General features: G+C 57.6%; 15 protein-coding genes. 7 read left to right on the top strand and 8 right to left on the bottom strand.

From position 1 onward, the window contains the following. Positions 1–5 precede the first annotated feature (5 nt). The gene (gene cobT, locus J7382_RS16365) at positions 6–1,016 is read right to left on the bottom strand and encodes a nicotinate-nucleotide--dimethylbenzimidazole phosphoribosyltransferase (protein ID WP_209070077.1); all 1,011 of its coding nucleotides are present in this window, start codon (positions 1,014–1,016) and stop codon (positions 6–8) included. A gap of 82 nt (positions 1,017–1,098) precedes the next feature. Here cobT and cobS point away from each other — a divergent pair, with 82 nt between their 5' ends. After that, on the top strand, positions 1,099–1,866 hold the full coding sequence (gene cobS, locus J7382_RS16360) for an adenosylcobinamide-GDP ribazoletransferase (RefSeq protein WP_209070076.1): 768 nt from the start codon (positions 1,099–1,101) through the stop codon (positions 1,864–1,866). Positions 1,867–1,905: 39 nt separating this feature from the next. Here the strand turns inward: cobS and J7382_RS16355 are convergent, their stop codons facing one another. The 6 genes from J7382_RS16355 to J7382_RS16330 all read right to left on the bottom strand — a co-directional run bounded on the left by J7382_RS16355 (position 1,906) and on the right by J7382_RS16330 (position 7,764). Continuing rightward, complete coding sequence (locus tag J7382_RS16355) at positions 1,906–2,676, bottom strand: potassium channel family protein (protein WP_209070075.1); 771 nt, start codon at positions 2,674–2,676, stop codon at positions 1,906–1,908. A gap of 141 nt (positions 2,677–2,817) precedes the next feature. Next, a complete protein-coding gene (locus J7382_RS16350; protein WP_058240464.1) occupies positions 2,818–3,327 on the bottom strand; it encodes a CarD family transcriptional regulator in 510 nt (169 codons plus the stop codon). A gap of 297 nt (positions 3,328–3,624) precedes the next feature. Further along, a complete protein-coding gene (fdxA, locus tag J7382_RS16345) occupies positions 3,625–3,963 on the bottom strand; it encodes a ferredoxin FdxA (protein ID WP_209070074.1) in 339 nt (112 codons plus the stop codon). Between the two features lie 53 nt (positions 3,964–4,016). Beyond that, positions 4,017–4,409: an RNA-binding S4 domain-containing protein gene (locus J7382_RS16340; RefSeq protein WP_348540044.1), complete on the bottom strand. Its 393-nt coding sequence runs from the start codon at positions 4,407–4,409 to the stop codon at positions 4,017–4,019. Between the two features lie 4 nt (positions 4,410–4,413). Further along, on the bottom strand, positions 4,414–7,275 hold the full coding sequence (locus J7382_RS16335; RefSeq protein ID WP_209070073.1) for a helicase-related protein: 2,862 nt from the start codon (positions 7,273–7,275) through the stop codon (positions 4,414–4,416). Positions 7,276–7,305: 30 nt separating this feature from the next. After that, positions 7,306–7,764, bottom strand: coding sequence for a tetratricopeptide repeat protein (locus J7382_RS16330; protein ID WP_209070072.1), 459 nt, complete (start codon positions 7,762–7,764; stop codon positions 7,306–7,308). A gap of 238 nt (positions 7,765–8,002) precedes the next feature. Here J7382_RS16330 and J7382_RS16325 point away from each other — a divergent pair, with 238 nt between their 5' ends. From J7382_RS16325 to J7382_RS16305, 5 genes are all read left to right on the top strand, one after another. Next, positions 8,003–8,293 carry an SCP2 sterol-binding domain-containing protein gene (locus J7382_RS16325; RefSeq protein ID WP_209070071.1) on the top strand — a complete coding sequence of 97 codons (291 nt, stop codon included), beginning with the start codon at positions 8,003–8,005 and terminating at the stop codon, positions 8,291–8,293. Continuing rightward, positions 8,293–9,231, top strand: coding sequence for an alpha/beta hydrolase (locus tag J7382_RS16320; protein ID WP_209070070.1), 939 nt, complete (start codon positions 8,293–8,295; stop codon positions 9,229–9,231). The genes J7382_RS16325 and J7382_RS16320 overlap by 1 nt, the downstream gene beginning before the upstream one ends. Positions 9,232–9,418: 187 nt before the next feature. Continuing rightward, positions 9,419–11,236: a M3 family oligoendopeptidase gene (locus J7382_RS16315; RefSeq protein ID WP_209070069.1), complete on the top strand. Its 1,818-nt coding sequence runs from the start codon at positions 9,419–9,421 to the stop codon at positions 11,234–11,236. A gap of 48 nt (positions 11,237–11,284) precedes the next feature. Beyond that, the gene (locus J7382_RS16310; RefSeq protein ID WP_209070068.1) at positions 11,285–11,749 is read left to right on the top strand and encodes a hypothetical protein; all 465 of its coding nucleotides are present in this window, start codon (positions 11,285–11,287) and stop codon (positions 11,747–11,749) included. Between the two features lie 89 nt (positions 11,750–11,838). Next, positions 11,839–12,858: an isopenicillin N synthase family oxygenase gene (locus J7382_RS16305; RefSeq protein WP_209070067.1), complete on the top strand. Its 1,020-nt coding sequence runs from the start codon at positions 11,839–11,841 to the stop codon at positions 12,856–12,858. A gap of 6 nt (positions 12,859–12,864) precedes the next feature. Here the strand turns inward: J7382_RS16305 and J7382_RS16300 are convergent, their stop codons facing one another. Then, the gene (locus tag J7382_RS16300) at positions 12,865–13,350 is read right to left on the bottom strand and encodes an NAD(P)H-dependent oxidoreductase (protein ID WP_209070109.1); all 486 of its coding nucleotides are present in this window, start codon (positions 13,348–13,350) and stop codon (positions 12,865–12,867) included. A gap of 146 nt (positions 13,351–13,496) precedes the next feature. On the opposite strand from J7382_RS16300, the gene J7382_RS16295 reads away from it, so the two are divergent. Further along, the gene (locus J7382_RS16295) at positions 13,497–13,940 is read left to right on the top strand and encodes a hypothetical protein (protein WP_209070066.1); all 444 of its coding nucleotides are present in this window, start codon (positions 13,497–13,499) and stop codon (positions 13,938–13,940) included. Positions 13,941–14,017 lie beyond the last annotated feature (77 nt).

Below are 14,017 nucleotides of genomic sequence, written 5' to 3'. Positions count from 1 at the left end.
CCCGATCAGCCATCAACCACACCGGCTTCTGCAAAAGTGGCCATGCCGGAATGGCAGGCCACTGCCGCCTTCAGAATGTTGATGGCAACAGCCGCGCCGGAGCCTTCACCAAGGCGCATATTGAGGCTCAGGATCGGCTCTTTGCCGAGCTGCGCGAGAACGGCCCCGTGGGCGCTTTCGGCGCTTTGGTGGCCTGCAATGATGTGATCCAATGCGCCGTCCACCGCTTCGCCCAAGGTTGCGGCGGCAGCCGTGGCAATGAAGCCATCCAGAATGACCGGCAGGCGCAGAACGCGGGCACGTGCCATGGCCCCCACCATACCAGCCAGCTCCCGCCCACCCAGGCAGCGCAGCGCCTCAAGCCCCTTAGGCGCATTGTTGATGGCAACACCTTCGCGCACCACACGGGCTTTGGTGGCCAGACCGGTTTCATCCACGCCGGTGCCACGACCAACCCATTCTTCGGCCTCCCCCGCATAAAGCGCATGGGCGATGGCCGCCGCGCTGGTGGTGTTGCCAATGCCCATTTCCCCCACAACCAGCAGATCTGCCGTGGGCTTGACCGCGTTCCATCCGGCTTGTAACGCAGCGACAACTTCGGCTTCGGACATGGCCGGACCTTGGGTGAAATCTGCTGTTGGCCTGTCCAGATCCAGCGCAATCACATCCAGATCTGCTCCGGCGGCTTTGCTCAATTGGTTGATGGCAGCGCCGCCATGCTGAAAGTTCAGCACCATCTGCTCGGTGACTTCAGCGGGAAAGGCTGAGACACCCTGTGTGGTCACGCCATGATTGCCCGCAAAAATGATCACCTGCGGCGCTTCAATGGTCGGACGCGCCGTGCCGCGCCAGCCCGCATACCAAATGGCCATCTCCTCAAGCCGTCCCAGCGCACCGGGTGGTTTTGTGAGTTGAGCATTGCGGTCTTCGGCCTCCCCCATGGCTTTTTCGTCCACTGCGGGTGCGGCAGTGATGAGGGCTTCAAACTCGGCCAGGGTGGAAAATTCTACGGACATGCGCGGGCTCCTGTTGAATTTTTAACGTTAGCGCTGTTTACCTCATTGCCAGCCCCCGGCAAGAGAGGAAAAAGACGCAGACATGGCCAGCACCGACACGTCCCCGTTTCGTCCGCGTGACATCAACACAGCTTTGGCGCTGTTGACCCGATTGCCGGTGAAGGCCGATTTCAGCCGGGGCGCGCGCGCCTCATGGGCCTATGGCATCGCCGGGTCTGTGCTGGCCTTACTGGCGGCACTGCCAACGGCGGCGGTCCTGTGGCTCGGCCTGCCGCCAATGCTGTCGGCCCTGATCTGGCTGACGTCCATGGTGGTGATGAGCGGGGCCATGCATGAAGACGGTCTGGCAGACACCGCAGACGGCTTTTGGGGCGGCTGGGAAAAGGCGCGCCGTCTTGAGATCATGCGCGACAGCCGTATTGGGGCCTATGGGGTGATTGCGCTGTGCCTCTCGCTTGCGGCGCGCTGGGGCGCGGTGGCGATTTTGCTGGAGGCGGACGTCTGGATGTTTGGCCTCATCGCGGTGGCCATGCTATCGCGCGCCAATATGACTTTGGTGATGACCGCCCTGCCCCATGCGCGTGCAGATGGTCTGAGCCATTCACAGGGGCGCGCGCCGCGCACTGGGGCGCTGACCGGCTTTGCATTGGCCGGGGTTGTGGCCTTTGGCTGCGTGGGGGTGTCAGGTGCCATTCTGGCCGGCGTGGCCTTTGTCATGGCCGCGCTCTGCTCTGCCACGGCCAAGGTTAAGATCGGTGGCCAGACCGGCGATGTGCTTGGCGCAACACAGCAGATCACCGAAATTGCACTGCTTTATAGCTTGGTGATTGCCGCACAATACGGCCTGTAACTGCAGCCGAATATCGCAGTTTCTTAAGAAAAGCAGCGCTCAAACGCCCTCTGTTTCAATGCACAGCAAAGTACCGCAGTGTTTGCAATGTACGGCGTCCGGATCATGGCGCAGCAAGCCGCAACTCTCACATTTGTGCCGCACTTTTTGCGGCCGGATGATCGCCTGTGCCAATTGCACAAACAGCGCAACGCCCCCCACCATCACGCAAATCGAGAAGATCTTGCCACCAGGTGTGGTCAGTGTGATGTCGCCGTATCCTGTGGTGGTGAGCGTGGCGACCGTGAAATACATTGCATCGATAAAGGGCGTCGCGCTCGCTGTGGTGTCGATGAAAAACACCAAAGAGGTGGCCGAGGTCACCATCACAAAAACAAAGAGGTTGATTGTGGCAATCACCGCATCCTCATGTGTGCGGAACCAATGGCTGTCACGGCGCAAATCATAGAGCAGATGGTAGGAGTGGATCAGTCGTAGCCCGCGCAGTACCCGCAGAAACGCCAGATCGCCAGACAGCCAGGGATCCACAAACAGCGAGCCGATCACGATGACATCCGCAAGCGTGTAGATGCGGGTCAGAAAGAAGCGCCGATCTTGTGCAATCCACCAGCGTGCCAGAAGGTCCAGCGCAATCACTACCCCGGTCAAACGGCTGGCGAGCACAAGGGCCGCATCATAGGGCACATGCGCCGTTGCGATGAAAAAGAGGATAGTGACAAAATCAAAGACGATCAGCGCGTAGCGAAAGCGCACCGCGCCGCGGCTGTGCGCCGTGTAGAGCGCCTCAACTGTTGCTTTGAGATGGGCCATGGGGATCTCCTCTTGCTCCAGTAAACGCCAAGCCTCCACATCCTGCAACAATTTGATCCGGCAAATAAAAGCACAAAAAAGGGACCGCAGTTTCCTGCGATCCCTTTGTTAAAGGATTCATGCGTGATCCGCTTGCAGTCCTTAAGCTGCGCGGGAAACCAGCACGTCATCCACCTGCTTGGCGGCGGCTGCTTCGTCCCCACCGGCCACGGCGGCCACTTCGCGGGTCAGACGCTCCAGCGCGGCTTCATACAACTGACGCTCAGAATAGCTCTGCTCGCGCTGATCATCGGTGCGGTGCAGGTCACGAACCACTTCTGCGATTGCAATGAGATCGCCAGAGTTGATCTTCTGCTCGTATTCCTGAGCACGACGCGACCACATTGCGCGCTTGACCTTGGCCTTGCCCTTCAGAGTTTTCATGGCCTGATCAATCACATCCGGCGAGCTCAGACCACGCATGCCAATCTCAGTGGCTTTATTGGTGGGCACCCGCAGGGTCATCTTGTCTTTCTCAAACGAGATCACGAAAAGCTCCAGCTGCATCCCAGCAACCTCTTGCTCTTCGATAGAGATAATTTGCCCAACGCCATGGGCCGGATAGACCACAAAATCGTTTGGGCTGAACTCGTTTTTCTTGGCTTTGCTCATGCAGTGCTTCCTTTGTGAGCCCCATCATGCCAGACAAAAAATTTCGCTCGGGAAAGGCTGTTTCCCGAAACGGAATGTCCTCTGGTAGAAAAAGCCACCCTCAGCGTTTGCGCGGGGATGGCTCTCAGGCAGTTATGTCCTCTATGACAAAACTATAACATAAAAAACGCCCCCTTGAAAGCACCGCCGGCTTAAAAAGGAAAAATTGGCTTACATTCCAATTCTTTAGACCGCGTTTCTTCAGGATTTTCGCCACATATCCGCGTGGCAAAAATCGAATCGGTTCTACGGTGCAGTTTAACCGCCTTCACCGGGCGCTTCCGAGAAATATTTCTCCAGCTTGCCTTCTTCACCGTCGCGCTCTTCGTAACCTGGCATCGGGTCTTTCTTGGTGATGATCACCGGCCAGATTTCGGAGTACTTACGGTTGAATTCCACCCATTCTTCCATATCCGGCTCCGTGTCCGGACGGATCGCATCTGCGGGGCACTCTGGCTCGCAAACGCCGCAGTCAATACATTCATCAGGGTGGATGACCAGTGTGTTTTCACCTTCATAAAAACAGTCTACCGGGCATACCTCTACGCAGTCCGTGTACTTGCAGGCAATGCAATTGTCGGTGACAACATAGGTCATTGTGGGTCAGCTCACTTGTGGTCAGATCATTCGATTGATTAAATAAATCTCTGTCAATCTTCAACCCGGGAAGCTTTCATAAGATCGAGATTGCGACGATCTCGCTTAGTTGGACGCCCTTTTCCGTCCGCGCCGGGCGCTTTTGGAACAGGTTTCTCCTCAGGGGTTAAATCTTCGTATAATTTTTGGGCTTCCGATGCAGGCCCGCGGCGTTCGCCCAGCGCAAGCACTTTAACGACTCGGATTTTTTTTGCCTGAGGAAAGGTCAGCACGTCGCCTGCGGTTACACCGTAACTGGCTTTTGCCACTTTGGAGCCATTCACACGCAGGTGCCCGCCGGTGATGACTTTGGCCGACAGGCTGCGAGTTTTGAAAAACCGCGCCTGCCAGAGCCATTTGTCAGCCCGCAATTTGAGGGCTGACGCTTGATGTGGCTGCGTCGTCACGCAGTTAGTCCTTGCCTTTCAGCCCCATAAGCGCTGCGGCAAAGGGGTTGTCCGGGTCGATCGCCTTTTCCTTTTTGGGAGGACGCGCCTGGAATTGTTTTGGACCATTGTCACGGCGTGGGCCTTTGCCCTTAGGTTTGCCGCCCTTGCCGCGCGGCTTGTCACCGCCCTTGGTATCGTTGCGACGCCCCGCCGGAGCACTCTGGTTGCCACCTCGACGCTGTGCATTGCGGTTGCCACCCTGACGACCGGCCCATTTGAAAGTGTAGTAGACCTCGACCTCGGGTTCAGCTGGCGTCTCTTCAGACACCTCTGCGTCACCTGCATCAGCAGCTGGCGCTTCCACTGCGGTCTCGGCTTCTGCTGCTGGCGCCGCGTCCGCCACCTCAGCAGCCTCCGCTTCGGCAGCTGCCTCACCTGCGGCCGCATCAGCCTCTGCTGGCGCATCAGCAGCTTCTGCTTCTGCGGCTGGGGCTTCGGCCACGGCTTTCACTTTGGCACGTTCGCCTTTTTCGGCAGCGTAGCCCAAGCCCTGCATCAGGTCAGCAAACTGCTCCAGCGTCATGCCGGTGATCGAGAGCATATCCGCCTTGGCTTCAAAACCACCCCGGCTGTCTTCGGCGCGCAGCATATCCGCCAGACGCTCCAGCATGTCGATACGGATGGCGCGTTCGCCTGCGGCCCGGTAGCCTGCCATCGCATGGTAGCCACGTGGCAAGCTGGTACCGGAGGGCACCGTCACCAGCCCCGGAGGCGGTGCCTCGGGGAATTCCTGCAGTCCTTGCGCCAACGACCAGAGCACAAGACGCAAACGGGTTGGCGCGGGTTTCAGCAACAGCGGCATAAAGATAGTGAACTGACCAAAGCGAATGCCATGCTTGCGAAGAGCTCCCCGGGCGTCTTGATCGAGATCTTTGACTTCAGCAGCCACTTCACCACGTGGGATGATGCCAAGACCTTCCACCATACGGAAGGCAAAGCCACGGGCCAGACCGCTCAGCTCTTCATCACGGCTCAGGTTCAGCAGAGGCTCAAACAGGGCTGCAATTTTGCGATCCACGAAGTGCTGCAAACGGCGCTGCACCTTCTGAGCCACATCGGCCCCGGCTTCGTCATCTACAAAAACGGAAATGCCTGGCTTGAGCGGATCATCCCCCGGCACCATCTTACCGACGGCATGCTCGCCCCACATGAGGCCACCCTGTTCGGTGAAGTCGATTTCCGTATCCGGCGCGTTGTAGAAACGATCTGCGCGCAGATGGAACTGCGGCGCAAGCGCTTGCAGGCTTGCCGACTTCAACGTCTTGGCTTCCTGTCCACTGGCTTCTTTGTCCGCGATGAAACGGAACCCTTCAAGACGACCGACGAATTCTCCTTCGACGGTCACCTCACCTTTATCATTCACTTCGGCCAAAAGGGCCTCCTTCTGCTTGAGCCGGCGCAACAACACTGACGTGCGCCGATCCACAAATCTTTGTGTCAGACGCTCGTGTAATGCATCCGACAGGCGATCTTCTACCGCGCGCGTCTCTTCACGCCAATGGTTTTCGTCACTGACCCAGGATTTACGCTGTGCGACATAAGTCCACGTCCGGATAAAGGCCAGACGTTTCGACAATGTGTCAATGTCACCTTCGGTACGATCAAGACGTTTGACCTGCCGCGCCAACCAGTCATCGGGCACTTTGCCAATCTGGTGCAGGTAGCCAAATATCTGACCAATCATCTGCGCATGTTCTGCGTGGCTGATGCCGCGAAAATCGGGAATACGGCAAACATCCCACAGCAGGCGCACAGAGGCACCATCGCTGGCGCGCGCGCGTGCTTCGGCATCAGCGGCCAGTGTTTTCAGCGCCCGCAGGTCATCCGCTTCACGCGCCTTGATCAGGAGCTCGTCATCAGAGCCCTCCTCCAATGAACGGATCAACGCCTCAACCGTGCCAAATTGCAAAGCAGGGTTGCGCCAGTTGAGCTTGCGCACAGGTGTGAATCGGTGCTCCATAATGGCTTCCGCCACGCCATCATCAAGCGGCGGTGCCTCTCCTGTTACACCAAAGGTGCCATGGCTCATGCCTCGCCCGGCGCGACCTGCAATCTGCGCGAGCTCATTGGGCGCAAGCGTACGCATGCGGCGGCCGTCAAATTTGGTGGTAGAGGCAAAGGCAACGTGATCAATATCAAGGTTCAGCCCCATGCCAATCGCATCTGTGGCCACCAGATAATCCACATCGCCATTCTGATAGAGCGCCACCTGTGCATTACGCGTACGCGGGCTCAGCGCGCCCATCACCACGGCTGCGCCGCCTTTCTGGCGGCGGATCAATTCGGCGATGGCATAGACGTTATCAACCGAAAAGCCGACAATGGCGCTTCGCGGCTGCATCCGGCTGATCTTACGACTGCCGGAATAGCTGAGCGTGGACATGCGCTCCCGGCGCAGGAACTGCGCATCCGGCACCAGCTCTGCGATGGTGGAACGCATGGTATCACTGCCAAGAAAGAGCGTTTCATGCGTACCTCGGGCGCGCAGCAGCCTGTCTGTAAAAACGTGACCGCGCTCTGGATCAGCGCAAAGCTGTATCTCATCAATCGCAACAAAATCGGCACCCAGCGCCTCGGGCATGGCTTCCACCGTGGCCACCCAATATTGGGCACGTGGGGGCACAATGCGTTCTTCACCCGTGACCAGCGCCACAACAGAGGGGCCCCGCGCCGCCACGATGCGGTCATAGACCTCCCGTGCCAGAAGCCGCAAAGGCAAGCCAATAACGCCCGTGCGATAGCCCAGCATGCGTTCAATTGCGTAATGGGTCTTGCCCGTGTTGGTGGGCCCCAACACCGCCGTGATCCGCCGTTCCTGGCTCATGTGATCGCCTGCGTCCGTTCTATCCGTTCTTCAGAGCTCCTGACCACGCGCCTGCGGCTCGAGTCGTTGCAGGGCTTCTGTTAGGCCTGCCTGATGAGGATGTATAGCCTTGACCTGTAGATAGGCTTCATACGCATCCGCAGGTTTTCCCATCTCATCCAACATGACAGCCAGTCCCATAATGGCGTCAAAATGCTGTGGGTTCAGCGCGAGCACCTGCTCCAAGTCCCCCAAAGCAGGCCCATAGAGATCCAGCATATAGTAGACGCGCGCACGCTCCGCCCAGCCCTGCGCAAACCCGGGCGCATGGTCCACAAGGGCGGTTGCATGCTCCAGCGCAGCTCCCATGTCTTCGGTCTCAAAGGCGCGGCGGATGCGCCGCAGCAGATAATCCGCACTCGCCGACCCGGACGCATCCCAGATATGGCGAATCTGTCGCGCCAGCTGTTCAGCCTGACCAGGTTCTGCAGAGGCAAGCGCTTGCAACATGTCAGACACATCTTGCGAGTTTGACAATTCTACAGTGTTTTCTTGGGGATCGACCTCGGCGGACGCCTGCGCGTGGAGCCTACCACCGTCAACCGACGGTAGAAAAACCCCCATTGTCAGAACAAATGCCGCAACGGTAAGTTTGAGAAGCTGCTTTAAGTTGACCATAACGTAAATCATTGTAGACCTTATGCGTAACAAACCCAAGATGCGCACAACAAAGTGAAGGATCAAGTATATGAGCGATATCGTAACTGGTGCTGTGGCTGCCCTGACTGAAAAACTGGGTGGTGCAGGTTTTGACGGCTCTGCGAAATTTGCCATCGAAGGTGAAGGCGCCATCATCATCGACAGCGACGGCGTACGTGCAAGCGACGACGAAGCCGATGTGACCATGACCGCCGATGTGGAAACCTTCCAGGCGATCCTCGAAGGGGAGCTGAACCCAACCGCAGCTTTCATGTCCGGCAAACTGACCATCGACGGTGACATGGGCGCAGCCATGAAGCTGGGCGGCGTGCTGTCCTGATGCCCTTGCAGAGCGCACCGTATCATCACGACGTTGCAGAAGGTCCTGAGGCCTCTGCATATTGGATCACTGCAGATGATGGGGTGCGCCTGCGTTTCGCTTTCTGGCCCAAAGAGGCTGCAAAAGGCACTGTGCTGCTCTTTCCGGGCCGTACAGAATACATCGAAAAATACGGCCGTGCGGCGCAGGATTTTGCGGCGCGCGGTTTTGCGATGGTGGCGATCGACTGGCGCGGACAAGGGCTCGCTGATCGTTTGGTCAAACCCGACTACGCAGGCTATGTGACCAATTTCGCTGATTATCAACGCGACGTAGCTGCCGTTATGGCCGCTCTGCAGGATCTGGATCTGCCCAAACCGCTCTATCTTCTGGGACACTCCATGGGGGGCTGCATCGGTTTGCGTGCGCTCATGGGCGATTTGCCTGTGGCTGCCGTGGCCTTTAGCGCGCCAATGTGGGGCATCGGCATGTCCACCGCCCTGAGACCCGCAGCCTGGGTGCTCAGCTCGCTGTCCATTCCTTTAGGGTTTGGCACAAAGCTGGCACCTGGCACGAGCGCAACCACATATGTTCTGGATCAGAACTTTGAGGGCAATGACCTCACCAAAGATGCTGACATGTATGCCTATATGCAGCGCCAGATGCGCAGCTATCCGGCGCTCAGCCTCGCTGGCCCCAGCCTGCACTGGCTCAATGTCGCCCTCAAAGAATGTCGAGAGCTGCGCACACAGGCCTCACCGGACATCCCTTGCCTTACCTTTCTGGGCACCGATGAAGCTATTGTCGACACGCAGGACATTCATGACCGAATGGCACGCTGGCCCAACGGGACGCTCGACATGATCGCAAATGGGGAGCATGAAGTGATGATGGAAGTGCCCCAGACAAGACGTCATGTTTTTGATGCTGCCGCAGAGTTCTTTGCCTCTCACACATAAGCGCTGCCCGCTTAATTTGACCCTAAATATCCCGGGGTGAATGGCGCAGCTTGCTGCGACAGAGGGGCTGGCCCCTTCTTGCCGCTCACAACTGCTCTTTGCCACTCAAACCCCGCACCCCTCTTGAACCTCCCCCGCTGCTCTGCCTATCTGAGCATCAAGATTTTTCTCAACACAGGGGGCTTTGATGCTCAACCTTCCTTTCCCAGTCCGCGATGCCAATGCCGCCGCAGGCTCCCAAGAGTTTGGCGATCTGCCTGAATGGGATCTGAGCGATCTCTATGCCGGGGACGACGCGCCAGAACTGATTGCGGATCTGGAGTGGCTGGAAGGGGAATGCGCAGCCTTTGCAGCGGATTATGAGGGCAAGCTGGCAGATCTATCTGCGGCTGACCTGCTGAACTGTGTGCAGCGCAACGAAAAAATCTCGCAAATCTCCGGCCGCATCATGTCTTATGCCGGTCTGCGCTACTATCAACTCACCACAGATGCCGAGCGGGCACAGTTCATGGCCAATATGCAGGAGAAACTCACCAATTTCTCCACGCCGCTGGTGTTTTTCACACTCGAACTGAACCGCATCGACGATGCAAAACTGGCCGCAGCCTTTGCAGAAAACGAAGAACTTGCGCGCTATGAGCCAGTTTTCCGCCGCATTCGTGCAATGAAACCACATCAGCTTTCTGATGAGTTGGAGAAATTCCTGCATGATCTTGGCGTGGTGGGCGACGCATGGGAGCGCCTGTTTGATGAAACCATCGCAGGCCTGACATTTGACGTGCTCGGTGAAGAGTACAACATCGAAGGCACGCTGAACTTCCTGACAGACCCGGATCGTAGCAAACGTGAGGCCGCCGCCCATGAGTTGGCGCGCGTGTTTAACGACAACATCAAAATCTTCGCCCGCGTGCACAACACCGCTGCCAAAGAGAAAGAAGTTGTGGATCGCTGGCGCAACATGCCCAGCGCACAGACAGGCCGCCACCTGTCCAACGATGTGGAAGCCGAGGTGGTTGAAGCGCTGCGCGATGCGGTTGTGGCCGCCTACCCCAAACTGTCGCACCGCTATTATGAGCTGAAGCGCAAGTGGCTGGGTCTGGACCGTATGCAGGTCTGGGACCGCAACGCGCCCCTGCCGATGGAAGACCCTTCCACTGTGGATTGGGCCACCGCGCAGAAAACTGTGATGGATGCCTATAACGCCTTTGATCCGCGCATGGGCGAACTTGCAGAGCCGTTCTTCACCAAAGGATGGATTGATGCGGGCGTGAAGCCGGGCAAAGCGCCGGGGGCTTTTGCACATCCCACCGTGACCAGCGTGCACCCCTATGTGATGCTGAACTATCTGGGCAAACCGCGCGATGTGATGACATTGGCACATGAGCTTGGCCATGGCGTGCATCAGGTGTTGGCCGCTGAGCAGGGTGAAATGCTTTCTTCCACGCCCCTGACGCTTGCAGAAACTGCCTCTGTCTTTGGCGAGATGCTGACCTTCCGCGCCATGCTGGACAAGGCAGAAACCCAGGAGCAGCGCAAAATCCTGCTGGCGGGCAAGGTTGAAGACATGATCAACACCGTGGTGCGCCAGATCGCCTTCTATGATTTTGAATGCAAACTGCACGCGGCCCGCCGCGAAAGCGAGCTCACTCCGGAAGACATCAACGCACTCTGGATGTCGGTACAGGCGGAAAGCCTTGGCGAAGCCTTTGACTTTATGGAAGGCTATGAAACCTTCTGGGCCTATATCCCGCACTTCGTGCATTCGCCCTTCTATGTTTACGCCTATGCCTTTGGCGACGGCCTCGTGAACGCGCTTTATGCAGTCTATGCTGAAGGCGGCGAAGGCTTTGAGGACAAGTATTTTGACATGCTCAAAGCGGGCGGATCCAAGCACCACAAAGAGCTGCTCGCTCCCTTCGGGCTGGATGCCTCAGATCCCAGCTTTTGGGACAAAGGCCTATCGATGATCTCAGATATGATCGACGAGCTGGAAGCGATGGAGTAAAGACAAAAGCCGGGGCCTGATCCCCGGCTTTTTCTCAAAGGTGACGTAATGATAAAGTTGGCTGCTTTCGCCGCTGCAACCACTTTGACTTTGGCCCTGCCAGCAACGGCTCAGAGCCTGCTAGGCACCTGGCATTGTCTGGACAAGGACACAGAAGGTCAGGCTGTGTCAAAGATCGAGTTCAAAAAGAATGGCATCATGCTCGCAGATATGCGGATCACCTATTTTGTGCCGGAGTTCGATGTGCGCGCCCGAGCCAAATACAAAGGCCGCTATACGTTCTCCGAAGAGGGCACCCTGACCGACAGGCCGATCCGCGCGCGCATTCTGAGCTTCACCGCTGATGGGGAGGATATTTCCAAAGGCGAAGAAGCCAAAATGCTCAAGGAATTCCTGATGAAGGATGACAACGTCCAAGCAAAGGTGACGACGCTGACAGCGACCGATCTGATAATCCGTGCAGAGGGGCGCGACATCGTCTGCAGCAGAGATGCGGCCTATCTGGGCTCCTGACGCACACGGATCATAGGCCAGACCACTTGCCCCCATGCGCCATCCAGATAGGGTGCGCGCAACAACAAACGCCAAACAAGAGATCGCCTGTGGACGAACAGCTTGATATCAAATCCCGCAATGCCTCCCGACTTCTGGCCCGCGCAGAAATCACCGAGACGTTCACCTCCATTCCAGTGATCAGCCTCGCGCCCTTGTTTGGCAGCGATACCGGCGCCAAACAGGCCGTCGCGGATGAAATTCGCGATGCCTGCATGCAGGTAGGTTTCTTTCAGATCACAGACCATGGTGTGGACATGGAGGTGCAGGCCGGTGCCTTTACTGCCGCCAAGCGGTTCTTTGCGCTGCCTGATGCGGAGAAGCGCAAAGTCTCTGTGAAAAACTCGCCACTGCTGCGCGGCTATGGTGGGCTGCTTGAGGAAAATACAGACCCCGACAATGACGGCGATTTGCATGAGCATTTTGATCTCGCCCTTGATCTGGGGCCGGAAGACCCGGATACGCTGGCAGGCACCTATGGCTGTGGCCCTAACCAGTGGCCAGATCTGCCAGACTTCCGCGCCCCTGTAATGGCCTATCACCGCGAAATGGTCGCCCTGAGCGCGCGGCTGTTTCGGGGATTTGCCCTGTCTCTGGATCTGTCGGAAGACTTCTTTGTTCCCCATGTCACCAAACCCATTGCCGAGTTGCGTCTGGCCCATTATCCGCCGCAGACACCGGTCTATGATCCTGAGAAAATCATGGGGATTGGCGCACATTCTGACTACGACGTTTTCACGGTTGTGGCGACAGGCCCTGTACCAGCGCTAGAGGTGCAGAACGCTGCGGATGACTGGATTGCCGTGCCGCCGATGCCAGAGGGATTTGTGGTGAATGTGGGGGATCTGTTGCAGCGCTGGACCAACGATCTTTATCGCTCCACTTTTCACCGCGTGGTCAATCGCACTGGGTTGGAGCGCTACTCCCTGCCCTTTTTTGCCAGCACCAATCCACTGTGGGAGCTTGGCGTGTTAGACAACTGTCAGTCCCCCGAACGTCCAGCGCGCTATGCGCCGATCAGTGCTGCGGAGTACATCGGCACCCTGATGCGGGAGTCCTACGGGCTGTAAAACTGGCTAAAACACGCCCATCGCAAGGCCTGCGGCCAAGGCAGCCCCCAGATCAAAACACTGCTGCAAGTCGTTGTTAGATAGCGTCTTTGGGGCCATAATCTCTTCGGCGGTTTGCGCATTTGTGCAGATGATCAACGGTGGTTGCACCTCTTTCAGACGCCAGCCAGTGGCAATACGCGCCACTTGCCGTGCCGCCCCCTGCCCATCAGAGCCTGCACAGATCATCTGGGCATAGGCGCGCCCCTCAAGTTGCCCCAAAACCGGGTAGTAGCACCGATCAAAAAACTCTTTCATCGCACCAGAGAGGCTGGCGAGATTTTCAGGTGCCACAAAGAGGTAGCCCTGCGCCGACAAGAGATCGTCTGCAAGCGCTTCCTCAGCGCGCAACAGCCGAGCCTGCCCTTCTTGCTGAGCGCCGTCAAACGCCGCCTGTGCCATTTGGCGACTGCCCCCGGTGCGCGAATGATAAATGATCAGCATTTCGGCCATAGCGATCCCTTCCTGCGACAGCGCCATCACAGTCTACAAACAATCGCAGAGCCACGTTGAAGCGCGCATCACTCTATACTACCCTTGGATGTGACGAAGCATCGTTTCAAGTACTTTTGGGTATCATCACAGGAGACGTTACATCCATGAAAGCCGCAATAACCGCCTGCGCTCTGATCTGCGCCACCGCTTCCGCCAGCGCCGCGCAATCGCTGATTGGCACCTGGACCTGCGCGCGTGATACGGCGCAAAGCACCGCGCTTTCCAATGTGACCTTTGATGCCAATGGCCGCCTGAACGCTTTGGTGAACATCACCTTTCTTGGGGTGGATCAGGAGGTGTTTGCACAGGCACGCTATCGCTCTGATTATGTCTTTGAGGCGGGCACACTTAGCGACACAGCAGTAGGCGCCAGCATCAATGCCTTCACCATTAATGGGAAAGACGCCCGCAAATCGGACCATGCCGAACGACTGCGCATGAGCCTTTTGGAAGGGGCCGAGGGCACGGCCAAGGTCCAGTTCACATCAGAAAACTACATGGTGATCAGCCCCGGTGGGGCCCCCATCAACTGCGTTCGGATGGAGTGAGTCAGGTCTCTTCCCGTAACGTCAGCCAAGTCCCCCAACGTCACCCTTTGTGAAACACTGCGCCGCTTCTAGGCTGT

This window comes from Shimia sp. R11_0, assembly GCF_017744035.1.
Classification (GTDB): Bacteria; Pseudomonadota; Alphaproteobacteria; order Rhodobacterales; family Rhodobacteraceae; genus Shimia; species Shimia marina.
The sequence above is the reverse complement of the archived record's forward strand: the minus strand, read 5'-3'. Positions and strand labels throughout refer to the sequence as shown.